General features: G+C 73.8%; 17 protein-coding genes and 1 pseudogene. 4 read left to right on the forward strand and 14 right to left on the reverse strand.

Annotated elements, in window-relative coordinates; all coding sequences use genetic code 11:
• Positions 1 to 63: 63 nt before the first annotated feature.
• The 3 genes from ACU6P3_RS06560 to pyrG form a co-directional block, all read right to left on the reverse strand.
• Positions 64 to 2,355, reverse strand: coding sequence for a tetratricopeptide repeat protein (locus ACU6P3_RS06560; protein ID WP_447197791.1), 2,292 nt, complete (start codon positions 2,353 to 2,355; stop codon positions 64 to 66).
• Between the two features lie 1,002 nt (positions 2,356 to 3,357).
• Entirely contained in the window at positions 3,358 to 3,984 is a 627-nt protein-coding gene (locus ACU6P3_RS06565) for an NUDIX domain-containing protein (protein WP_447196308.1), read from the reverse strand.
• Between the two features lie 291 nt (positions 3,985 to 4,275).
• On the reverse strand, positions 4,276 to 5,943 hold the full coding sequence (gene pyrG, locus ACU6P3_RS06570) for a CTP synthase (RefSeq protein WP_447196309.1): 1,668 nt from the start codon (positions 5,941 to 5,943) through the stop codon (positions 4,276 to 4,278).
• A gap of 581 nt (positions 5,944 to 6,524) precedes the next feature.
• Here pyrG and ACU6P3_RS06575 point away from each other — a divergent pair.
• Positions 6,525 to 8,354: a glycoside hydrolase family 15 protein gene (locus ACU6P3_RS06575; protein WP_447196310.1), complete on the forward strand. Its 1,830-nt coding sequence runs from the start codon at positions 6,525 to 6,527 to the stop codon at positions 8,352 to 8,354.
• A 78-nt stretch (positions 8,355 to 8,432) separates the two neighbouring features.
• On the opposite strand, the gene ACU6P3_RS06580 is transcribed toward ACU6P3_RS06575, so the two are convergent.
• From ACU6P3_RS06580 to ACU6P3_RS06590, 3 genes and pseudogenes are all read right to left on the reverse strand, one after another.
• Entirely contained in the window at positions 8,433 to 9,338 is a 906-nt protein-coding gene (locus ACU6P3_RS06580; RefSeq protein WP_447196311.1) for a diacylglycerol/lipid kinase family protein, read from the reverse strand.
• Positions 9,339 to 9,583: 245 nt separating this feature from the next.
• A complete protein-coding gene (locus ACU6P3_RS06585) occupies positions 9,584 to 10,261 on the reverse strand; it encodes an HdeD family acid-resistance protein (RefSeq protein WP_447197792.1) in 678 nt (225 codons plus the stop codon).
• Between the two features lie 162 nt (positions 10,262 to 10,423).
• Positions 10,424 to 10,618, reverse strand: a pseudogene (locus ACU6P3_RS06590) (AI-2E family transporter); the annotation flags it as partial.
• Between ACU6P3_RS06590 and ACU6P3_RS06595 the strand changes: the two are divergent.
• Positions 10,617 to 12,893 carry a glycosyltransferase gene (locus tag ACU6P3_RS06595; protein ID WP_447196312.1) on the forward strand — a complete coding sequence of 759 codons (2,277 nt, stop codon included), beginning with the start codon at positions 10,617 to 10,619 and terminating at the stop codon, positions 12,891 to 12,893. The pseudogene ACU6P3_RS06590 and the gene ACU6P3_RS06595 overlap by 2 nt on opposite strands.
• A 187-nt stretch (positions 12,894 to 13,080) precedes the next feature.
• On the opposite strand, the gene ACU6P3_RS06600 is transcribed toward ACU6P3_RS06595, so the two are convergent.
• The 6 genes from ACU6P3_RS06600 to ACU6P3_RS06625 all read right to left on the reverse strand — a co-directional run bounded on the left by ACU6P3_RS06600 (position 13,081) and on the right by ACU6P3_RS06625 (position 19,867).
• Complete coding sequence (locus tag ACU6P3_RS06600; RefSeq protein ID WP_447196313.1) at positions 13,081 to 14,169, reverse strand: glycosyltransferase family 4 protein; 1,089 nt, start codon at positions 14,167 to 14,169, stop codon at positions 13,081 to 13,083.
• A 146-nt stretch (positions 14,170 to 14,315) separates the two neighbouring features.
• Entirely contained in the window at positions 14,316 to 15,131 is an 816-nt protein-coding gene (locus ACU6P3_RS06605) for a hypothetical protein (RefSeq protein WP_447196314.1), read from the reverse strand.
• Positions 15,132 to 15,498: 367 nt separating this feature from the next.
• Positions 15,499 to 17,247, reverse strand: a complete 1,749-nt coding sequence (recN, locus tag ACU6P3_RS06610; RefSeq protein WP_447196315.1) for a DNA repair protein RecN — start codon at positions 17,245 to 17,247, stop codon at positions 15,499 to 15,501.
• Positions 17,248 to 17,512: 265 nt separating this feature from the next.
• Positions 17,513 to 18,595, reverse strand: coding sequence for an NAD kinase (locus tag ACU6P3_RS06615; RefSeq protein ID WP_447196316.1), 1,083 nt, complete (start codon positions 18,593 to 18,595; stop codon positions 17,513 to 17,515).
• Complete coding sequence (locus ACU6P3_RS06620) at positions 18,592 to 19,407, reverse strand: TlyA family RNA methyltransferase (RefSeq protein ID WP_344285167.1); 816 nt, start codon at positions 19,405 to 19,407, stop codon at positions 18,592 to 18,594. The genes ACU6P3_RS06615 and ACU6P3_RS06620 overlap by 4 nt, the downstream gene beginning before the upstream one ends.
• Positions 19,408 to 19,456: 49 nt before the next feature.
• On the reverse strand, positions 19,457 to 19,867 hold the full coding sequence (locus ACU6P3_RS06625; protein WP_447196317.1) for a hypothetical protein: 411 nt from the start codon (positions 19,865 to 19,867) through the stop codon (positions 19,457 to 19,459).
• 42 nt (positions 19,868 to 19,909) lie between these two features.
• Between ACU6P3_RS06625 and ACU6P3_RS06630 the strand changes: the two genes are divergently transcribed.
• Positions 19,910 to 20,257, forward strand: coding sequence for a sterol-binding protein (locus ACU6P3_RS06630; protein ID WP_447196318.1), 348 nt, complete (start codon positions 19,910 to 19,912; stop codon positions 20,255 to 20,257).
• Between the two features lie 98 nt (positions 20,258 to 20,355).
• Here the strand turns inward: ACU6P3_RS06630 and ACU6P3_RS06635 are convergent, their stop codons facing one another.
• Complete coding sequence (locus tag ACU6P3_RS06635) at positions 20,356 to 21,255, reverse strand: ABC transporter ATP-binding protein (RefSeq protein ID WP_447196319.1); 900 nt, start codon at positions 21,253 to 21,255, stop codon at positions 20,356 to 20,358.
• A gap of 55 nt (positions 21,256 to 21,310) precedes the next feature.
• On the opposite strand from ACU6P3_RS06635, the gene ACU6P3_RS06640 reads away from it, so the two are divergent.
• On the forward strand, positions 21,311 to 22,318 hold the full coding sequence (locus ACU6P3_RS06640; RefSeq protein WP_447196320.1) for a siderophore-interacting protein: 1,008 nt from the start codon (positions 21,311 to 21,313) through the stop codon (positions 22,316 to 22,318).
• A 128-nt stretch (positions 22,319 to 22,446) separates the two neighbouring features.
• On the opposite strand, the gene ACU6P3_RS06645 is transcribed toward ACU6P3_RS06640, so the two are convergent.
• Positions 22,447 to 23,475 (reverse strand): HAD-IIA family hydrolase, encoded by a 1,029-nt coding sequence (locus ACU6P3_RS06645; RefSeq protein ID WP_447196321.1) that lies wholly within the window; start codon positions 23,473 to 23,475, stop codon positions 22,447 to 22,449.
• Between the last annotated feature and the right edge of the window lie 25 nt (positions 23,476 to 23,500).

A 23,500-nucleotide genomic window follows, 5' to 3' on the forward strand; every position in this document is an offset into this window, starting at 1 on the left:
CAGGTCGAACCCGGGGTTCCCCTGTTTCCCGCAGGCCGGGGCCGGCAGCCCGCGGGGCAGGCCTCACGTCCGTCGCGTCCCGCTCTCCGCCGTCGCCCCCTCCAGCAGCCGCTCGGCCGCGCTGCGGTGGAGGCGGGCGGCCGTCGAGTCGCCGAGCCGGTCCAGGGTGTCCGCGGCCCGGAGCCGGAGCGCAGCCTGGAGCCGGTCGTCCCCGGCCTGCCGGGCCCAGCCGATCGCCTCCTCACAGGTGCGCAGCGACTCGTGCGGCCGGCCCGCGTACTCCTGCACCCGGGCCACCTCGCTCAGGGCGCGCGCCTGGCCCGGCAGGTCGTGGATCCTGCGGTACTCGGCGGTGGCGGCCCGCCAGTCGCGCAGGGCCTCCCCGTACCGGCCGGCGTAGGTGTGCACGGTGCCGAGCCGGCCGTAGAGGCGGGCCGCGTCGGCCCGCTCGCCCCTGCTCAGCCGCTGGGAGAGCGCCCTGCCGTACCAGTCGGCGGCCCGCTGCCAGTCCTGGAGGTCCTGGTGGGCGCCGCCCACGGATTCCATGGCCCGGCCGGTGGCGTAGAGGTCGTTCGCGGCCCGGCCCGCGTCCAGCGCGGCACGGTAGCGCGCGAGCGCGTCACGGGTCCGGCCGGTCCGCGCGTCGAGGTCGCCGAGGTTCAGCAGTGCGGCGGCGCGTTCGCGGTGCAGCTCGCGGCGCTCGGCGATGTCGAGGACGAGCCTGTGCAGCCCGTACAGCTCGGGCGCCGCGGCCTCGGCGCCGTGGTGCGCGGTCAGGGCCCGGACCAGCGCCGCGATCAGCCTGCGGGCCAGGGTGTCCAGCTCGCCGTCGGCGACCGCGAGCCGTGCGGAGGCCAGCAGGGCGGGCAGGTGCGCGCCGAGCCATGCCTCGGCGGCGGCGGCGTGCGGGAAGCGCAGCGTACGCGGCAGTGTGGCCAGTTTCGCCCGGGCCGGAGAGCCCTCGGGTTCGGTGACCGACCGGCAGGACTGGAGCAGCCGTACGGTCCGCTCCAGCATCCGCGCCCGCGCCAGCTGCACCTCGGCCGGGCGGTCCTTCTCCTCCAGCAGGGCGCGCAGCGGCGGCACGAGAGCGCCCGGCACCAGGTACTGGTCGTCGTGCGCGCCGTGGTGCGCCGCGGCCCGGTCACCGCTCGCCCGGAGCAGCCCCAGGGCGGCGAGGTCCTTCAGCAGGACCGTGGCGTCGGACACCGAACAGCCGGCCAGCGCGGAGGCGGTGTGGGCGTCGACACGACCGGCGGGCGCGAGCACGAGCAGCCGCAGGAACCGGGCGGACGACGACGGCAGCGACTCGTACACGAGCCGGAACGCGCGGGCGAGGGGACGGTCGCCGACGGGGCTCTCCCGGCTCTGCGGCTGTGCGCGCAGGCGCTTGGCCGCATCGGCGACGGACGTGGTGGGCCGGGCCGCGAGCCAGCCCCCGGCCAGGACGAGCGCGGCGGGCTGCCCCGCGCACTCCTCGGCGAGGGACTCGGCGGCCTGCGGATCGACCGTGATCCTGACCTCGCCGGCGAACCGCTCCAGCAGGGCGATGGCGGCCTTGGTGTCCATCCCCCCGATGGTGCAGGGGCGGACGTCGGGAATGCCGGTGAGAGGGCCGGTGGCGACCGCGACCACCAGGCAGTCGGGGTTGTCGGGTACCAGCGGGTCGACCTGGCCCGCGTCGCCGGCGTCGTCGAGGAGCAGCAGGACGCGCCGGGCGGACAGCGCGGCGCGCACCCTCTCGCACAGCTCGTCCTCACCGGCTCCGGGAGGTGTGGGCAGCGCGAAGAACGTGAGGATCTCGCGGGCGGTGCGCTCGGTGGGGACGGCCTCTCCCCCGGCCTCGGTGAGCCGGGCCCGTACGACGCCGTCCGGATAGGCGGGTGCGAGCCGCGCGGCGAGTTCGTCGGCGAGCGCGGTCCGCCCGGAACCGGGCCGCCCGGCGATCAGCAGCACCCGCGCGCGGGGTTCCTTGCGTCCGGACAGGGTGTTGAGTCCCGCGCGCTCGATGTCCCCGTGCAGGGCCTTGAGCTCGCGCTCGCGCCCGAAGAACGGCCGGCTCCCCGCGGGCGGCCGCCGCCGGGGCCGCCCGGACTCGCCGTCGGCCGCGCGCCTCCGGCCACCGGCCGGACCCTCGCCGGCCGTACGCTCCGAGGGCCCGGCATCCGCCGCGGCCCTCGCGGAACCGTCTGCGGACGCCTCGGCCGGGATGCCGTCACCGGCGGGAGCCCCCTCGTCGGCCGTGGCCCCGGCCGCCTCGGCGGAGTCGGGGCCGGGGCCGCGATCCCCGGACTCGGCTCCGGCGTGGCCCGCGAAGTCGGGGGCGCGCCCCGGCCCGCCACTCGCGGACGGCATATCCGCCCCGGCCGAACCGAGCCCGCCCGGGGCCGGTTCCGAGGGGTCAGGATCACGATCCGTCCCGTCGCTCCCGGTCCGGCCGCCGGTCCCGGCCGGACCGGGCCCGTCTGCGGGTGCTGTCCGCCCGTCGCCGTGCCCGGCGGAGTCGGTCACCGGCTCCCGGCCGTCGAGGGCCGTACCCACGGGACCGGTGCTCGCCGCGACGCCGCCAGGGCGGCCCCCGGTGCCGTCGTCGGGCTCGTCGTCGGACGCGGGAGCGGGAGCGTCGGCCCCCGGTCGCTCGCCCCGCGCAGCCGGCTCCCCGCTGCCGGGGCGAGCGCCGACGGGTTCCGGCCCGGGCGCGCTCACGCCCTCGGCCGCGTCGCCGGACGCCGGCTCCGGCCCCCCGAGCCGGCCTTCCGGGCCGCCCGGCTCGGTGTCGTCCCGCTCGGTGCCGTCCGGTACCGGCTCCGTGCCGGCGTCGCCGGGGGCCGTAGGACGACGGCGGCGGACCTCGGCCAAGCCGAGGTCCGCCGCCGTCATGTCACTGCCGCGGTCGCCGTCGACCGCGTCCGCGGGCTCATCCGGGACGTTCACCCGGGCCGTACCTTTCGTCTCGGACGTCGTGGAACGCGCCGCCGAACGCCTCGTCCCGAACGACGGCCCATCAGATTCTGCCACTCCCGCGGTGGCCCGCCCCGCGTCCCGCCGGGAGCCGGCCGCCTCCACCGTCCGATCGGTCGCCTGATCCGTCACGGCCACGCTCCGTCCGCCTGCGCACGAGCCGAGCCCGCCGGGTCCCCGCACGGGCGGTCCGAGCCTAGTTCACGCTCTGCGACCGGACCGTCGCAGCGGGGCCGGGGCGTCCCCCGACCGGGTCAGTCATATCGTCGTACCGGTACGGCGATATGACCAACCTGGTCGGCACCATCGATCCGGCCGCGCCGACGCCCCGAAAGCCGCCCGGCGACGAGAGACGTCCGCTGGGTCCGGTCGCTCAGCGCGCGCGAGCCCTGCCGCTCAGGACTCGAACGGCCGGGCGGGCCACGGCGCCTCCGCCGGCCTCAGCGCCTCGAACCCGTCCCCCGCCCGCGCCGCCGTCAGCGCCAGCACCCCCACCGCCAGGCAGTTGTTGTGCAGCTCACCCGCGAGCACGCCCCGGACCAGGTCGGCCAGGTCCACCCGGGCGAGTTCCATGTCCGCCTCTTCCTCCGCGACCGCGAAGCGCTCCCCCTCCGCCTCGGACAGGTCCCGGGCGAGGAAGACGCGTACCGCCTCGTCACAGCCGCCGGGCGTCGTGTAGACGTCCACCAGCACCCGCCAGTCCTCGGCCTTGACGTGAGCCTCCTCGTACAGCTCGCGCTGCGCCGCGTGCAGCGGGTTCTCGCCCGGTACGTCGAGCAGCCCGGCCGGGATCTCCCAGAGCTTCTGCCGCACCGGGTGCCGGTACTGGCGCAGCACGATGACCCGGTCCGCGTCGTCCAGCGCGAGGATCGCCACGGAACCGGGGTGGACCTGGTAGTCCCGCGCGTGGACCGAGCCGTCGGGCATGACCACGTCGTCCGTGCGGACACTCGTCTTGTTTCCGCGGAAGGGTGTCGAGGTGGCGGTGACCCGCCATTCCTCGGGGGCGTCCTCGATGGTCATGAAACCGTCCTCCCACACAGCGGCACACAAGCGGAATCCGGGGTACCGGTCGTGGATGCCCGTACCCCGGCTCCACCGTATCGCCTGCACCGGGCGCCCAGGCCCGGGGCGGCCGAGCCCGGCACGGCAGGCCCGGTGGCCGGAACGCGAGCCGCGGGCCCCGGAAGCCGGGCCCCCTGGCACGGGCCCCGGGCACATGACGGGAGCGAAGCCCTCGGTGCGGGCGGCCGGTGCGGGTGGCAGGGTGCGCGGGCCGGCCGGCCCCGGGGAGCCCGGCGTCCGGCCCGGCCGTCAGACCTGACCCGCGCCGCCCTCCTTGCGTTCCACCGCCGCCTTCACCAGCCCCGCGAACAGCGGGTGCGGACGCGTCGGCCGGGAGCGCAGCTCCGGGTGGGCCTGGGTGGCGACCAGGTACGGGTGGGTCGCGCGCGGGTACTCGACGTACTCGACCAGCTTGTTGTCCGGGGAGGTGCCAGAGAAGACCAGCCCGGCCTTCTTCTCCAGTTCCGCCCGGTAGGTGTTGTTGACCTCGTAGCGGTGGCGGTGGCGCTCCTCCACGTACGGCTGGTCCTCGTACACCTCGCGCACGATGGAGCCCTCCGCGAGCTTCGCCGGATAGAGCCCGAGCCGCATCGTGCCGCCCAGGTCGCCCGCGCCCTCCACGTACGCCAGCTGCTCCTCCATCGTGGAGATCACCGGGTGCGAGGTGCCGGAGTCGAACTCCGTCGAGTTCGCCTCGGGGATCTCCACCAGGTTGCGCGCGGCCTCGATCACGATGCACTGGAGGCCCAGGCAGATGCCCAGCAGCGGGATCCGCTGCTCGCGGGCGAATTGGATGGCGCCCACCTTGCCGGTCACCCCGCGCTCACCGAAACCGCCCGGGATCAGCACGCCGTCGACGTCGCCCAGCTGCTTCGCGGCGCCCGCCGGCGTCTTGCAGTCGTCCGAGGTGACCCACTTCACCTTGACCCGCGCCCGGTTGGCGAAGCCGCCCGCGCGGAGGGCCTCGGTCACCGACAGGTAGGCGTCCGGCAGGTCGATGTACTTGCCGACCAGGGCGACGGTCACCTCGTGGTCGGGGTTGTGGACGCGGTCGAGCAGGTCGTCCCAGACCGTCCAGTCGACATCGCGGAAGGGAAGGTCGAGCTTCCGGACGACATAGGCGTCCAGGCCCTCGGTGTGCAGGACCTTCGGGATGTCGTAGATCGACTTGGCGTCCACGCACGCCACGACCGCGTTGTCGTCCACGTCGCACATCAGCGAGATCTTGCGCTTGATGGACAGCGGCACGTCGCGGTCGGCGCGGAGCACGATGGCGTCCGGCTGGATGCCGATGTTGCGCAGGGCCGCGACCGAGTGCTGGGTCGGCTTGGTCTTCAGCTCGCCGGAGGGACCGATGTACGGGAGCAGGGAGATGTGCACGACGAAGACGTTGTCGCGGCCCACCTCGTGGCGCACCTGGCGGACGGTCTCCAGGAACGGCAGCGACTCGATGTCGCCGACCGTCCCGCCGACCTCGGTGATCACGACGTCGACGTCACCGGTCGCCATCCGCCGGATGCGGTGCTTGATCTCGTTGGTGATGTGCGGAATGACCTGGACGGTGTCACCCAGGTACTCGCCGCGCCGTTCCTTGGCGATGACCTGCGAGTAGACCTGACCGGTGGTGACGTTGGCCGAGCCGTCGAGGTCGACGTCGAGGAAACGCTCGTAGTGACCGATGTCCAGATCGGTCTCCGCCCCGTCGTTGGTGACGAACACCTCACCGTGCTGGAACGGGTTCATCGTGCCGGGGTCGACGTTCAGGTACGGGTCCAGCTTCTGCATGGTCACCCGCAGTCCGCGCGCCTTGAGCAGCGCGCCCAGGCTGGAGGCGGTCAGGCCCTTGCCGAGGGATGATGCGACACCCCCGGTGACGAAGATGTGCTTGGTCGTCGAGGACGAGGATCGATTCGGCATGGCCAAGGCGGTGCTCCCGTGGTCGCGGTTCGAGGTGCGTACCGGACGCCCCTGTCGGTTCCGGACCGGATCCGCAGACGGCTGTGCCTCTGACGATCCGGTCCGACGGAGTCCGAGGGTTCCAAGGGTTCCGAGGGTTCCGAGGAGGAACGTCCGTCGCTGCGGGTTCGGGGCCCCAGTCGCGTCGCAGGAGTCCACCGGTCCACGGGCTACCAGGGTATCAGCGCCGCGGGGGGCTGGTTCCGGTACGGCCCGCTCCGGTGCGGGCCGGCCGCGGGCCGGGCACGGTCCGGCACGGCGCGCGGCGAGTGGTTTCCGGCCCGGCTTGCACAGGAGCGCTCACACGAGTCACCCTGTTCCCCGCACGGCCCCCGGGCCCACCCGTTCGGCGGGCCGGCGTTGTCGAGAGCGTGCCGGCCGACGCGCTTGCCGCGTCGTATCCTGCTCGGACATTCGCTGCCGAGCCGGGACGGCACAGGACAATCAGGACCGGCGCCGAGCACCGTCCGCCCTCCCGGAATTTCCCGGAACAGAAGCTCGTCAACGACCCTTGACCGCAGAAAGAGCCCTCCGGGGCCACCATGGCCGTTCGACTGGAGACACACGTGGCCGGGCGCATCGAGGATTACGCACTCATCGGAGACATGCAGACCGCGGCACTGGTCTGCCGGGACGGCACGGTCGACTGGCTGTGCCTGCCCCGCTTCGACTCGCACGCCGTGTTCGCGGCGCTGCTCGGGACCGAGGAGCACGGGTTCTGGCGGCTGGGGCCCGTGCACGCCGCGGACGACACGGCACCGACCGCCACGCGGCGCCGCTACCGCGGGGACTCCCTGATCCTGGAGTCGGAGTGGGACACCCCGCGCGGCACGGTACGGGTGACCGATTTCATGCCGCCGCGCGACGGCGCCCCGCAGCTGATCCGGATCGTGGAGGGCATCAGCGGCCGGGTCCCGGTGCGGTCCGCGTTGCGCATGCGCTTCAGCTACGGCCGGATCGTCCCCTGGGTCCACAGGGTGGACGACACCCGCACGGTGGCCGTGGCCGGGCCGGACTCCATCTGGCTGGACACCGAGGCGGAGACGTACGGCGAGGAGCTGACGACGTACTCCGACTTCACGGTGTCGCCGGGCGAGCGGGTCGCCTTCACCATGAGCTGGGAGCCCTCGCACAAGCAGCCGCCCGCGCTGCCCGACCCGGAGGGTTCGCTGGAGGCGACCGCCGACTTCTGGCGCGAGTGGGTCGAGCACTGCACGTACCACGGCCCCTACCGGGAGGCCGTGATCCGCTCGCTGATCACGCTCAAGGCGCTCACCTACGCCCCGACGGGCGGCATCGTCGCCGCGCCCACCACCTCCCTGCCGGAGGAGATCGGCGGCGTACGGAACTGGGACTACCGCTACACCTGGTTGCGCGACGCCGCGATCACCCTCTCCTCGCTGCTGCGCACCGGCTACCGCGAGGAGGCGCGCGCCTGGCGCGAATGGCTGCTGCGCGCGGTCGCGGGCGACCCGGAGAGCCTCCAGATCATGTACGGCATCGCGGGCGAGCGCGAACTGGGCGAGGCGGAGCTGGACTGGCTGCCGGGCTACGAGAACTCGTCCCCGGTCCGGGTCGGCAACGGCGCGGCGCACCAGCTCCAGCTGGACGTGTACGGCGAGGTCACCGAGGCGCTGCACCTGGCGCACATGACGGGCCTGTCCCGTAACGACTACGCCTCCGTCCTCCAGCTCAAGCTGATCCACTACCTGGAGGACCACTGGGACGAGCCGGACGAGGGCATCTGGGAGGTGCGCGGGCCGCGGCGGCACTTCGTGCACTCCAAGGTGATGGCCTGGGTGGCGGTCGACCGCACGATCAAGCTGATCGAGTCGGGTGACGCCGACGGGCCGCTGGAGCGCTGGCGCGAGCTGCGCGACGACATCCACCGCGACGTCTGCGAGAAGGGCTACGACAAGGAGCGGAACACCTTCACGCAGTCCTACGGCTCCCCGGAGCTGGACGCGTCGCTGCTGCTCATCCCACAGATGGGTTTCCTGCCGCCGGACGACAAGCGGGTCATCGGCACGATCGAGGCGGTCCAGCGGGAGCTGTCCACGCCGGACGGGTTCGTGCTGCGCTACCCGACCTCGAACGGGGACGGCTGCGTGGACGGTCTGGCGGGCGAGGAGGGCGCGTTCCTGGCCTGCTCGTTCTGGCTCGCGGACGATCTGGCGATGATCGGCCGGGTGGACGAGGCACGGAAGCTCTTCGAGAAGCTGCTGGCGTTGCGGAACGACCTGGGACTGCTGGCGGAGGAGTGGGACTCCGCCGCCCAGCGGCAGGTCGGGAACTTCCCGCAGGCGTTCAGCCATGTGCCGCTGATCGACACCGCGCTGCGCCTGACGGCGTCCGGAGCGTACGGCGGCTGACGCGCCTGCAGGTTCCCGTTTCCGTGTCGTATTTCCATGCGGCGATGTCGTCGCCATGTCGGATACGAGAGCTTCCGTTCAATGGCGCACCGCGCGCTCGGGCGGGATCCCTGGCCGGTCCTTCGGCAGCAGCACACGCAGGGCACCCGGCCGGATTCCGCACAGGACGGGGAGAGGAAGCCGCACCGCTTCGCCGTCGATGCCCGCGTCCAGATACTGCACATCACCGTGCAGTGTGATGCCAGGAGCGGACCAGGTGACGGCTCCTTCATCCGCCGGGCCGGCACCGCGCTCGTGCTGTCGCAGTTCGCCGCGCAGGTGCCGCAGGAGATCCGGGGGCGCCTGAGTCGGGCGCTTGAGGACGATGGCGCCCAGCTGTCCCGTGGTGAGTGAGAAGCGGCGGCCCAGCCAGCGCGGTGTGGCCAGGTGGTAGGGGTTGTTGGAGATCAGCACCACTTGCGGGAACTCGACGGTCCCCCATGGTGTGTCCACGCGGGCGTCGACCCACTGCTTGCCCTTGACGTAGTCGGGCGCCACCGCGGCGAAGGCGCGTGGCTTGTCCTCCCGGTACCCGGGCGCCAGCAGGGCGTCGGCGTACATACCGAAAGAGACGTTGTTGACGAAGACACGCGAGCCGAGCACCCCCAGGTCCACCCGCGTGGGCTCACCGTCGACCAGAGCGCCCAGCGCCCGGCCCGGATCGCGCAGATCGAGGCCCAGGTCCCGGGCGAAGTGGTTGCGGGTGCCCGCCGGGACCACGACCAGCGACCGGTCCGTGTCGGCGGCCACCGCTGCGACCACCGACACGGTGCCGTCGCCGCCCGCGACCCCCAGCACCCGCGCACCCTCCTCGACGGCCGTCCTCGCGAGCGACGCCGCGTCCCCTTCCGCACTGGTCGTCCAGACCTGGGCTCCCATGTCCTCGGCCCGCTGCACCAGGCCGTAACGAGCTGTCTTGCCGCCGCCCGAGCGTGGATTCGCCACGATCACAACCCGAAAGCGTGTCCGAGTGCCGGCCATTACCGCGCCCGCTCGCGGCGTTCAGGCCGGCCTTCGGCGGCCCCGTTGACGTAAGACATCGGTCGCCTCCCGGCGGCGTGACTGCGGCATCGGTCGTCAGTGCCGGTTGGCGGCACACCCGTGCGCTGCGGCAGCCGGGCAGATGGACGGCCACAGACGCCCGGTACGGCGCGCGCCGCACGAGCGGGGCGCCGGAGTCTGCGCCGCGATCAGTGCTGAGGGTGCGAGCGGTGGAACAGAGGCCGCCGCTCGGCGGCAGTGCCGCCAGGAGCGAGGCGACCGACTTCGACGCGCATCCTGACGGCCTGGAACACCTCGACCACCCCCAGTAGCACGGCCATGATGCCCACCACCAGGGTGAGTGCGGCGATCGAGGTGAACGGCGAGACGATCAGCACAATTCCCGCCACCGTGCTGATGATCCCGTAGAACAACTGCCAGCCGCGTGCCGGCATGTCTGCGGCGGAGGCCGCCGCAGCCGTCACCGTGATGCCGCGCAGCAGCCAGCTGAAGCCGATCCACAGGGCGAGCAGGAAGATCGACTGCAGGGTGCCCCGGAAGCAGATCAGCCCCAGCAGGACGAAGAGCGCACCCGTGAGGAAGTGCAGCACCCGAAGATGCCGGGGGACGTGCGTGCCGAAAGCGGCGGCCAGCTGGAAGACGCCGGTGGCCAGCAGGTAGATGCCGAAGAGTACGCCGACGACCCGCAGCGTCTCGTTCGGCCAGGCGAAGATCACGACACCCAGGGCGATCGTGGCCAGGCCCGTGGTGAGCAGGATCTGCCAGCCCATGTTCGCCAAGGCGCCCATGCCTTCGCTCGAGGGGGCGTCTTGTGACGCGGTGCCGCGCGGAGGGCCGGTGCCCGGGGAATCGGAGGGATACGTCATGCCGCTGCCTCCTCCTGGAAGAGCACGGTCGGGTCGTACAGCTCCATCGTCACCCAAGCGGGCCTGTTTCACCTGCCGGAGGTCTTCGCAAGCCCGGTCAGGTACGGCCGCGGCGGCGCGGCAGTCCGCGCAGCCGCGCCCGCGGCGACGGGCGATCACGGAGCCGAAGGCCACCGCTGGATGGATGTCCACGGTTTTGGACGTGAGTTTCGGCTGGATCAGGTGGTTCTCGAACTGCTGGTAGGCCACCACTACGAAGACCAGCACCACCACCGCGTACCAGGGGTCGACGGCGAACGCGGTCAGGAGCGCGTCATGGGGACTCCAGCCGCTGCCGCCCCGGCCTGGGCACCACATGCTCCGATCAGTGAAGGCCGCATGGTCGGATGGTGAAGAGTTGTCAAATTCGACTGTTAATCTGACAGTCGCGGGCGCGGCACTGCTTGTGGTTCCTGCGACCGGCCCCCTGCCGCGCGTCTGTTCTGCGGTTTTCATTCTTCCTGCCACGAGAAGGTGGAGTGTGTTGAGCGGTGTGCCGGAGACGGCTGTTCCTGACGTCACTGTGATAGTCGGGGCGTACAACGCGATGCCTTACATGACCCGGTGCGTGATGTCCGTGGTCGAGCAGACCATCGGCGACGGCCGGGTCGAGCTGGTCGCCGTCGACGACGGGTCGACGGACGGAACGGGCGCCGAACTGGACCGGCTGGCCGAGAAGTTCCCCGAGGTGGTGCGGGTCGTGCACCAGGCCAACTCCGGCGGTCCCTCGGCACCGCGCAACGCCGGTCTCGACCTGGCCCGCGGGCGGTACGTCTTCTTCCTGGACGCCGACGACCACCTCGGCCCCGAGGCCCTGGAACGCATGGTGGCCATGGCCGACGCCCAGGGGTCCGACGTGGTGCTCGGCAAGATGGTGGGAATCGGCGGGCGCAACGCACCCCGCTCGATGTTCCGGCGCAACCAGCCGAAGGCGGACCTGTTCGCCTCGCGCGTGTACTGGACGCTCAGCCCGCTCAAGCTGTTCCGGCGAGAGATGATCGAGCGCCTGGGACTGCGCTTCCGTACCGACCTGCGGGTCGGTGAGGACCAGCCGTTCGTCGCCATGGCCTATCTGCGCGCCGCCGTTATCTCAGTGGTGGCCGACTACGACTGCTACTACTGGGTCGAGCGCGAGGACGGCAACAACGTCACGCTGACCACGCGGGGAACGCACCCGCGGCTGCGCTTCCTCTCGCTGATGTTCGACCTGCTGTCCCGGGAGGTGGTGGCCGGGCCGAACCGTGATCTGCTGGTGCGCCGCCACCTCGAGGTGGACCTCAACGGTGTGCTGCACCACCTGGTGCGCGAGACCGATCCCGAGAGACGGGAGTCCGCGGCCACCGAGATAAGACGCATGCTCGACCAGTGGTACACCGATGAAATCGCCGCGCGGCTCGCCCCGGTGACCCGGCTGCGCCTCCACCTGGCCGGTCGCGGCATGCTGGAGGAATTGCGGGAGGTCATCGCCTTCGACCGGTCCGGCGCGAAGGAACGGGTCGTCGTCGACGGGGGCCGGGCCTTCGGCGCGTATCCCTATTTCCGCGACCCCTCGCGGGCCGTTCCGGACAGTTGCTACGACATCACCGACCGGCTGCCCGTGCGCCACCGGCTGGACACCGCGGCCCTGGCCGGAACCTGTCTGCGGCTGAGCGGACACGCCTACATCGACCGGATCGACACCCGCGAGGCGGCCGTCGACGTCGTCCTGCGCGAGCGGGGAAGCCGTACCGAGTACCGCTTCCCCGCCGACCCCGACCCCGCCCACGCCCCGGAGCCGGCCGAGCCGGTCCGCACCGACGGGGAGAACCCGACCGCCGGGGAGCACCCGTACGACTACGGACTGGCCGGGTTCAGCGCACGGATCGACATCGCCACGGCGGCGGACGGCCGACATCTGCCCCGCGGACTCTGGGACGTCCACCTGCGGGTGCGCGGCCAGGGCATCGCGAAGGAGGCACGCGTGGGCAACCGGCGTGCCGAGGGCGTCGACACCCGGCCGCTGCCCCGTCTCACCCGCACCGCCGACGGAACGACCCGGACCGTCACGCCCTACTACACCACGCCCCAGGGCGATCTGACGCTCGACGTGGGTCAGCTGCGGCACCCCCTGCGCCCGCGGGTGCGGGTGCGCGGGACCGCGTGGGCGGCGGACGTCCCCGGGGTCCTGGTGCTCACGGGCCACGCCGACATCGCCGGGCTCACCGCGGCCGACCTCGTCGTCCGGGCCGGCCGCGCCGGTCACACGGTCGACCTCGGGGCCTTCCAGAACGGAGTCCTCACCGCCCCGGGTCCGTTCGAACTCCGCGTCGACCTCGCCCGGGCCGTCGCCTCCCGCTCCCTGGAGACGGGCGAGTGGGAGCTCTCCCTGGCCCTGCTCCTGACGGACGCACCCCTGACGTTTCCCGTACCGGCCGGGCCCGGCCTGCCCCCGGCGCGCTTCCGGCAGCGCGCCCTGCCCGCCTACGCCAAACCGCTCCCGGGCCGGGACTCGCTCACACTCCGCTTCGGTGTCCTGGACCCTGTCGCCGGCGTACGACGCCGACTGCGCATACCGAGGAGCCGCACGCTTCCCCCGCGCGGAAGCAGGCTCTAGTGCCCCTCCCGGCAACGTTTGCCCCGTCGCGACGCCCGGCACGCGCGCTCGCCGCGTTGGCCACAAGCCCAGGTAGCTCCGCTACATGGACTTCTGCCCGCCTTGCGATCACACGCACCGGACGCCGCTCCTTGACGGGCAAACCTTGCCGGTCGCGGCACTAGCGGGAGCCGGGGAAACGGCGGTCCTACCGAAGGCACCAGGGCTGGGTGAGTTCGTCGTACAGGCTCAGTACGTGCGCGATCGTCTCGTCCTCCGTGGGCCAGGTCGCCGCCTGCGCGCGGCCGGCCGCGGTCAGGCGGCGGCGCGCGGCCGGGTCGGCCAGGAGCCGCAGGACGGCGTGCGAGAGGGCCGGCGCGTCCCCGTACGGTACGAGTACGGCCGCGTCCCCGACCAGGTCGGGAGTGCCGCCCACCGCCGTGGCGACCAGGGGCACCCCGAGGCGCAGTGCCTCCCGCGCGAGGACGGAGCGGGCCTCCCAGCGGCTCGGCAGGACCGCGAGGTCGGCGGCGGCGAGGAGTTCGGGGACGTCGTCGCGGCGGCCGAGCAGCCGCACGGGCAGGTCGGCGGCGTCGATGCGACGCTGGAGCCCGGCGCGTTCCCTGCCGTCCCCCGCGACGACGACCAGCGGCGCCGGGTCGAGGCCGCGCCAGGTGCCGGCAGCGTCCAGCAGCGTGTCGTACCCCTGGCCCTGCTCGAGGCCGCCGGCGGCCATCAATAACGGACGTTCGACGGCGCCGAGTTCGGCCCGCGCCTTGTTCTCCGGACCGGGGGCCGGGAAACGGGCGCCGGGCAGGGCGACGGGGGCGAGCCTGGCGTCCCGGGCGCCCGCGCGGCGGGCCCGGTCGACCAGTTCCGACGACGTACCGAGCACCACCGTCGCCGCCCGTACGGCCCGGCGCTCCAGCAGCCGCGGCAGTCCGCCGCGCACGCCGGTCGCCCGGGAACGGGTGTGGAGCGTGACGACCAGCGGAACCGGCCGGCCGCCGAGCGCCACCACGGCCCGTACGGCGGCGTTCAGGCCGTGCGCGTGCACCACGTCCGCACCGGCGCACGCCGCGCGCAGCGCCGCGACCGGCGCCGGAGCCGCGCGCCGGGGCACGGTGACGTACTGGGCCCCGCAACCGCCGAAGTCGTGGGCGTGTTCCAGTTCTTCCGGGGCACAGACCGTCACGCGCACTCCCCGGGCGACCAGACCCGCCGCCAGCGAGCGGACGTGCGCGCTGCTGCCCGCACTGCCACCGCCCAGCACCTGGACCGTACGCAGTTGTGTCACGTGGGCAAGGCTCCTGGACTCGGGTGGGGGCGTGGACGGGGGGACTGCGCCAAGGATGCCAGCCCGCACGCACGTTCCGGCACTGTCGGGGCGTCGTTCTCGCGTCGAACGCCGCGACCCCGCCGCGACTCCGCACCCGCGATCACTCACGCGGGTGAGTGTGGATGACTCCGCGAGGCGGTGGCCGGGCCGGTCGCCGACCGGCTGGTCCTGTCACCGTACGCCGTCGCCGCGATGACTCCCAGTGCGTGAACGGCCAACCCGGCCCGGCCGTTCCCCACCACCGCCGCCACCCCCAGCGCGGCGCCGAGCGCGTGCGCGCCGGCGTCACCGAGCATGGTGCGCTCGCCGAGGTCGTCCAGGACGACGGCGGCGGCCGCGCCCACGGGAACGGCGGCGAACGCCCCGGCCGGGCCGCGGCGCAGCAGCCCGGGCGCGGCCAGGGCCAGCACCCCGAGACCGGCCCGGCCCGGCCGTACGTCCAGCAGGTTCACGCAGTGCGCGGCGCCCGCGACCACGACCGCGGCCAGCAGCCGGTCGGCGGGCCGTTCCTTGAGCAGCGCGGCGGCCCCGAGCGAGGCCGCGCCGATACCGAGGAGTCCGACCGCGCCACCGGTCACCTCGCCGCGCCGCAGCGCCCCGAGGTGTGCCCGGAAGCCCCGTCGCGGGTCGTCGGCCCCGACCGCGTCGTCGTACGCCCCGCACGCTCCCGCGGCGAGCACGACGAGGGCCACGGCGGGCGCGGTGCGCGCGGCGGACGAGCTCCCGGCGAGGACCGTCCCGGCGGCGGCACCGAGCGCGGTCGCCGGTCCGGCGTAGAGGTCGACCGTACGTCCGGCGTAGTTGCTCCGCCGCCAACGCGCGGACGTACCTGGCGCGCGGGTACGGAGCGCCTGGTACACGGCGCGGGTGGTGGCGAGAGCGGTGACGCAGACGGCGGTTCTGCCGCGGCTGACGGTCATGCGCCCAGCGTAGGCGCGCCGGGCGCGGTGCCTGCACCGGGCGCCCCCTCGGTCGCCGTCCCCGGGCCGGGGGGCGACTCCCGTGCGCACCGACCGCACCAGTGGTACGGAACACGTTCCGGCGAACGCGACGGGCTCCGCCCCGAGCGGAGCCGGCGTGCGGAGCCGCGAAGGCACGGGCGCGGGCATCGGCCGGCCCCGGGCTCGGTCCGCTTTACGCGGGGAACCGGGGCGCAGCCGGTTACGGGAGGCGGGCGCCGGAGGCGCGAACCACACCCCCACCGAATGGCCAACCGCACCCCCGCCGGAGGCGCGGATCGCATCCCCGCAGGACGGCCAACCGTGCCCCGCCGGACGGCGACCCCGCTCAGCCCGCCGCGCCCCGCGCCGTCGCCAGCAGTTCCTCCGCGTGTGCCCGGGCCGTCTCCGAGTCCTCCTGGCCCGCCAGCATCCGTGACAGTTCCCGTACCCGGTCCTCCCCCTCCAGCACCGTCACTCCCGACCGCGTCACCGAGCCGTCGTTCGTCTTCTCGACCAGCAGCTGACGGTCCGCGAACGCCGCGACCTGCGGAAGGTGGGTCACCACGACGACCTGCGCGGAGCGGGCCAGCTCCGCGAGCCGGCGGCCGACCTCGACCGCCGCCTTGCCACCGACACCCGCGTCGACCTCGTCGAAGAGATACGTGGGCACCGGGTCGGACCCCGCGAAGACGACCTCCACCGCGAGCATCACCCGCGACAGCTCACCCCCGGACGCGCCCTTGGCGATCGGTCGCGGCTGGGCGCCCGGGTGGGGGGCGAGCAGCAGCTCGACCTCGTCCACGCCATGCGGCCCGTACCCGACCCACCGGCCGCCGACCTCGACACCGGACGCCTCGTCCGCCGCCTCGGTCTGCCGGATGTCGAACGAGACGCGCGCGTGCGGCATCGCCAGCGAGGCCAGCTCCGCCGTGACCGCGTCGGCGAAGCGCGCCGCCGCCTCCGTGCGGGCGTCCGTCAGTGCCCGGGCCAGCTGGGAGAGTTCGGACCGGAGCCGGTCCCGCTCCGCCGTCAGCTCCTCGATGCGGTCGTCGTCGCTCTCCAGCTCCGTCAGCCGCGCCGCACCGCGCTCCGCCCAGGCCAGGACGGCCGTGATGTCCTCGCCGTACTTGCGGGTGAGTGCGGTGAGCGCGGCCCGCCGCTCCTCCACCGCGGCCAGGCGCAGCGGGTCGGCGTCCAGGTTGTCCGCGTATCCGGCGAGTTCGCCCGCCACGTCCGCCAGCAGGATGGAGATCTCCCCCATCCGGTCCGCGAGGCCGGCGAGCGCCGCGTCGTGGGCCCGCACGGCCGCCAGCGCGCGGCCCGCGCCCGCGACGAGCGTCGTCGCGTCGACGCCCTCCGGGTCCTCCGGGTCGCCCGCGAGGGCAGCGTGCGCCAGGGCGGCGGCGGACGCCAGGGCTTCGGCGTGGCCGAGCCGCTCGGCCTCGGCGGCGAGCTCGGCGTCCTCCCCGGCCCGTGGCTCGACCGCCGCGATCTCGTTCAGCCCGAAGCGCAGCAGATCGGCCTCCTGCGCCCGCTCGCGCGCCCGCGTGGTCAGCTCCTCCAGCTCGGTGGCGACGGCCCGCAGCCGAACGTAGGCGGCCGTGTACGCCGCCTGCGGCCCGGCCACCGCCTCACCCGCGTACCGGTCGAGGGCGCCCCGCTGCCGGGCGGGGCGCAGCAGCCCCTGCTGGTCGGTCTGTCCGTGCACCGCGACCAGGTCGTCGGCCAGTTCCGCGAGCACGCCCACCGGTACCGAGCGCCCGCCGAGATGAGCGCGCGAACGCCCCTCGGCCGAGATGGTCCTGCTGATGAGCAGCGCCCCCTCGTCCAGCTCCGCGCCGGCCTCCTCCGCCCGTACGGCAGCGGGGTCGCCGGCGGACAGGGCCAGCCGCCCCTCCACCACCGCCGACTTGGCGCCGATCCGCACGAGGGCCGGATCGGCCCGCCCGCCGAGCAGCAGCCCGAGGCTGGTGACGACCATGGTCTTGCCCGCGCCTGTCTCACCGGTCACCGCGGTGAAGCCGGGTGAAAGCTCGACGACAGCGTCGTCGATGACCCCGAGCGACCGTATCCGCATCTCCTCCAACACGGTCATGACCATACGAGGTCCGGAGCCCGTCGTGCGACGGCCCCCACCCCGGGTTCCCCCGGACGGGCAGTGCGGCGGCACTTCCGTGACCGGGTTCCGCGCGGTGTACGTGGCGGTGCTCCCGGCCCGGTGCGCCCCTCGACACGTGCCCGGGTACGCGGCGCGACGTGCGCCCGGGCACCTGGCCCGGCAGGTGACCGGGTGCCCGGGAGACGGGTGCGAACGACGTCCCGGGCCACGCGGTCTCGGCACCCGCCCACGGCGTGGCCGCTCAGTGCGGTGCCCCGCGCCACCCCGACACCGGCAGCGCGAACTTGGCCACCAGCCGGTCCGTGAACGACGCGTGGTGCAGCCGCGCCAGCCGTACGGGCACGGCACCACGGCGCACCTCGACCCGCGCGTTCTGCGGCAGTTCGACCATCCGGCGCCCGTCGCACCACAGCACACCGGTCGGCGTCTGTGACTGCACCTCCACCGCCAGCACCGTGGTCGGCGATGTCACCAGCGGCTTGGCGAACAGGGCGTGGGCGCTGATGGGCACCATCAGCAGCGCCTCCACCTCGGGCCAGACGACCGGCCCGCCGGCCGAGAAGGCGTACGCCGTCGAGCCGGTGGGGGTCGCGCACACGATCCCGTCGCAGCCGAACCCGGTGACCGGGCGGCCGTCGATCTCCAGGACCACTTCCAGCATCCGCTCGGCCGAGTCCTTCTGCACGGCCGCCTCGTTCAGCGCCCAGTCCGTGTGGACCACGTCGCCGTTGCGGTGCACGACGACGTCAATCGTCATCCGCTCCTCGACCTCATACGCACGAGTGACGACCCGTTGGACGACCTTGTCCAGATCGTCCCGTTCCGCCTCCGCGAGGAAGCCGACCCGGCCCAGGTTGACCCCGAGCATGGGGACCCCGGACGCCCGCGCGAACGCGGCGCCGCGCAGCAGCGTCCCGTCGCCGCCGAGCACGATCAGCAGTTCGCAACCGTCGAGCACGCCGGGGTCGTCCTCGGCGACCGTCTTGACGGACGGCGGCAGCGGCAGATCGACGGCCTCCGTGGCCAGCACCCGTACGCCCAGACCGCTGCGCACCAGGCCGTTCACGACCAGTTCGGCGCTGCGGACCGCGGCGGGCCGGCCGGTGTGGGCCAGCAGGAAGACCGTGCGCTCCTCGTGCGCCGTGCCCTCGGGGGCGGCGTGCGTCCCACGCGCGGAGCACTCGGTGCAGGCCTCGTCCGCGTTGTCCACGTTCGCCGTGTCCCCCGCGTTCGCCATTGTGTCCGCGCTCGCCCTGGTGTCCGTGTTCTCCGTGGCGCCCGCGACGCGCTCGGCGCCGGTGGCAGCTGCGTTCTTCGTGGTCAACGGGGTCCCTCCGCCACTGCGCGGTCGACATCGGCCGGATCCAGCTCGGGCGCTCCGGAGCGGAGCCACAGAAAGTACTCGACGTTCCCGGCGGGACCGGGCAGCGGACTGGCGGTGACGCCCCGTACGCCGAGACCGAGTTCACCCGCCTGTCCCGCCACGGTCCGTACGGCCTCCGCGCGCAGCTCGGGGCTGCGCACGACTCCCCCACTGCCCAGGCGTTCCTTGCCGACCTCGAACTGCGGCTTGACCATCAGCAAGAGATCGGCGTCGGGCGCGGCACAGCGCGCCAGCGCGGGCAGTACGAGGCCCAGCGGAATGAACGACAGATCTCCCACAATGAGATCCACTGGCTCACCTTCGATCGCGTCGAGCGTCAACTCACGTACGTTCGTACGGTCCTTGACGGTGACGCGTTCATCGCTGCGCAAAGACCAGGCGAGTTGGCCGTACCCCACGTCCACGGCGACGACGTGCGCGGCCCCCGCCCTCAGCAGCACATCGGTGAACCCGCCGGTGGACGCCCCCGCGTCGAGCGCCCGCCGGCCGGCGACGCCGAGGCCCAGCGGGGTGAAGACCGCCAGCGCGCCCGCGAGCTTGTGCCCGCCGCGCGAGACGTAGTCGGGGTCGGCGTCGTCCTCGGTGACGACGACGGCCGCGCTGGTCTCGACCTGGGTGGCGGCCTTGGTCGCGGTGGCGCCGCCGACGGTCACCCGGCCCGCGGCGATCAGCTGGCTCGCGTGCTCGCGCGAGCGCGCGAGGTTGCGGCGTACCAGCTCGGCATCGAGACGGCGGCGTGCCAGTCCAGCCACGTTCGGTTCAGCTCCTGTGGTCGTACGCGAGAGAGGTCACCGGGGCCCGTCAACCGGCCCGGCGCGCGCCCGGCGCCCCCGGGGCCGGTGGTGCCGGTGGTGCCGGTGGTCCTGGCGGCCCCGGGCGTGCGTCGAGCGCGGTCAGCGCGTCGCGCAGCCCCTGGTGTACATCCTCGTACACCTCGGCATGGCCCTGAACAGGGAGGTGGTCGGCGTCGGCCAGCCTGGCCAGCCGCTCGTCGACCTCGGAGTGGCCGGTCGGGGCGCGCTCCACACCGAGCGGCGCGGGCGCCGCCGGTTCGTACTCCGAGGAACCAGGCGCCCCCGGCCCCCGCCCCGGCTCCTCGCCGGGCCCTTCGCCCCGCTGCTCGCCGGGTGCCCGCGCCGGTGCCCGGCCAGGGGCCTCCTCCGGTGAGCGGCCCGGCGCCCGCCCGGCCGGTCCCGTCATCGAGTCGTCCATGCCAAGACGCTACCTCGAAGCCGTGCGGTACCGTCGGCTCCGATGGCGACCATGGAGGAGTGCCGCAGCGCACTCGACAAGCTCTCGGACAACCTGGCCCAGGCGGACGGCAAGGTCCGCACCGCGGCCGGGCTGGACCGTTCCCTCAGCTGCCACATCACGGATCTAGACGTGACGTTCAAGGGCCGTCTCACGGCGGGCCGGATCGAGGTGGCGGACACCGTGGCCGGCCCGCCACCGGAGAAGGCGCAGATCCGGCTGGCGATGACCGGTGACGACCTGGTCGCGATGGTGGACGGCGAACTGCACTTCGCCCGCGCCTGGGGCGCGGGCCGGGTGCGGCTGGAGGCCGGGATCCTCGACCTGGTGCGCCTCAAGTCGCTGCTCTGACGGGCGCGGCACCTCGTAGCGGTGTCCTTCCGACGGCGCACTCGTGGCGGCGCCTCGTGACGAGGTCCCAGGGGCGGGCGCCGCGGCCGGCGCCCGGGTCATTTCTCCGGCACGGCGCCGGCCGGCGGTGCGAGGGAGGCCGGGGCGGGCTCGGTGTACGTGGCCGCCCCGCGTCCGCCACCGGCCGAGGCATCCGCGCCCGAGGCCGCCCGCCGGGCCCGGCGGGCGGCCGGGACCACCAGCGGAGTGCCCGTCTCCGGGTCGTCGATGACCTGGCAGCGCAGCCCGAACACCTCCTCCACCCGCTCCGCCGTCACGACCTCCGCCGGCGCGCCCTCGGCGACGACACGGCCGTCGCGCATGGCGATCAGGTGGGTCGCGTACCGGGCGGCGTGATTGAGGTCGTGCAGGACGGCCACCAGTGTGCGGCCCTGCGTCTCGTGCAGTTCGGCGCACAGGTCGAGTACGTCGATCTGGTGCTGGATGTCGAGGTACGTGGTGGGCTCGTCCAGCAGCAGCAGCGGTGTCTGCTGGGCGAGGGCCATCGCGATCCACACGCGCTGGCGCTGGCCGCCGGACAGTTCGTCGACATGGCGGTCGGCGAGCTCGCCCACCCCGGTCGAGGCCATCGACTCCTCGACGATCCGCTCGTCGAGCGGCGACCACTGGCGCAGGAGCCCCTGGTGCGGGTACCGCCCGCGCGCGACCAGGTCGGCGACCGTGATGCCGTCGGGCGCCGTGGAGGACTGCGGCAGCAGGCCGAGGGTCCTTGCCACCTTCTTCGCGGGCATGGTGTGGATGGCCGCGCCGTCCAGCAGGACCTGCCCCCGTGAGGGCTTCAGCATCCGGGAGAGAGCGCGCAGCACGGTCGACTTGCCGCAGGCGTTGGGACCGACGATCACCGTGAACGAGTGGTCGGGGATCTCCACGGACAGATCGCGGGCGATGACCCGCTGGTCATAACCGAGGGTCACCGATTCCGCGGTGAGGCGCTGCATGGTCGTACTCCTGGGGACTGTCGAGCGACGCGAGGTTAGGTTAGCCTATCCTCGCATGAGGAATGACGCCCCCTTCCAGTTCTTCTCCGTCGAGGTGCTCCGCACGGAGCGTGTCACGCCGGCCATGGCCCGGATCACCCTGGGGGGTGAAGACGTGGCACGCATGGCGACGGCGGGACGCGACCAACGAGTGAAGCTGTTCTTCCCGCACCCGGGCCAGGACGCCCCGGTCATGCCGGACTCGGACCGGTCCGACTGGTACGACGCCTACCGCGAGCTTGATCCGGCGGTACGCGGCATCATGCGGACGTTCACGGCGCGCGAACTGCGCCGCGATCCCGACGAACTGGTCATCGACTTCGCCCTGCACGGACCGTCCGCCCCACACGGACCGTCCGCCCCGCACGGTCCTTCCGCCCCACACAGTCCTTCCGCGCCACACGGACCGGACGAGGGCGGCGGTGGTCCCGGAAACGACAGGGGCGGCACGGCCCTGGCCGGCGCCCCGCCCGGCGGGGAGGACGCCGCGCCCGTTCCTACGGCCGCCGCCCACGCCGCGTCGGGCCCGGCCTCGCGCTGGGCCAGGTCCGCCCGCCCCGGCGACCGCATCAGTGTCCTGGCCCCCGTGTACGAGGAGAACGCGGGCTACGACTTCCGGCCGCCGGACGGCACCGACTGGATCCTGCTGGCCGCCGACGCCTGCGCGCTCCCCGCCGTCGCGGGCATCCTCGAAACGCTGCCCCCGGGCGTCCCCGCCCGCGTCTGGGTCGAGGTCCCCGACCGGGCCGACCGCCAGGACCTCCCGACCAAGGCCGACGCCGAGATCACGTGGCTCACCCCGCACGCGCACCCGTCCCCGGCCACCGCGGCGGCGATCAGCGCCGCGGTCCTGCCGGACGGTACGCCGTACGCGTGGGTCGCCGGCGAATCGGCCACGGTGAAGGCGGTACGGCGCCACCTCGTCCGGGACCGCGGCTTCGACCGGGGAAGGGTGAAGTTCAGCGGCTACTGGCGCCGGGGCGCCTCGGAGGACAACCTGACGGCCGTCGGGGACGACGCGTAACGGCGCGGGCCGGAACGGTGCGTGGTGGGCGCGGGCGCGCCGGGAGACGAGGGACCGAGTGGGAGCGGGGCGGGGCGCCGGGTCGGAGCGGGGAGCAGGGGCCGGGTCGGAGCGGAGCGGAGCGCCGCTCACAGTCCCAGTCGCGCCAGCGCCTTCCCCGCGTCCAGCTCGCAGACGCCGTCCTCCGCCTCCGTCCAGGCCGCCGCGCACAGTGCCCGCAGCCCGTCGGGCGCCCGGCCGTCCCCGTCGAGCACCAGGGCGCCCCCGGCGGCCGACGCCGTCCACCCGCCGCACGCGAAACCACCGCCGGCCTCCGTCACCTCCGGCTGACCGGTCAGCAGACCGCGCAGGTCCTCGTCCACGTACGTGGGCCGGTGCCAGGGCTCGGCGGCGAGCAGCGCCGCCGCGTCGGTCACGCCGGTCAGCACGAGCAGCGAGTCCACACCGCCGTTGAACGCGCCCTCGATGTCCGTGTCCAGCCGGTCACCGACGACCAGCGCCCGCTCGGCGCCCGTGCGCAGAATCGTCTCCCGGTGCATCGGGGGCAGCGGCTTGCCCGCGACCCGCGGCTCGGCGCCGGTGGCGATCCGTACCACCTCGACCGCCGCGCCGTTGCCCGGCACGATCCCCCGCGCGCTCGGAATGGTCAGATCCGTGTTGGAGGCGAACCACGGGACACCGCGGTTGACCGCGTGGCACGCCTCGGCGAACCGCCCCCACGTGATGTCCGGGCCGCCGTAGCCCTGCACCACGGCCGCCGGGTCGTCGTCCGCGGAGTCCACGGGCTCCAGACCGCGCTCGCGCAGGGCGACCCGCAGCCCCTCGCCCCCGATGACCAGCACCCGGGACCCCGGCGGGACCGACTCCGCGATCAGCCGGGCCACCGCCTGCGCCGAGGTGATCACATCGCCGGGCGCGGTCGGCACGCCCAGTTCCGTCAGGTGTTCCGCGACGACGTCGGGCGTGCGCAGCGCGTTGTTGGTGACGTACGCCAGCCTCATCCCGGCGTCCCGCGCCTCCCGGAGCGACTCGACCGCGTGCGGGACGGCCTCCCCACCCGCGTACACGACGCCGTCGAGGTCGAGCAGAGCCGTGTCGTACGCCTCATGCAGCGCGCTCGCGCTCCCGCTCGGGCTGGTCCTGCTCCGCTGGCTCATTCGTCGTCCGTTCCTCGGCTCGGTC

The sequence above is a fragment of the Streptomyces hebeiensis genome, assembly GCF_052983195.1.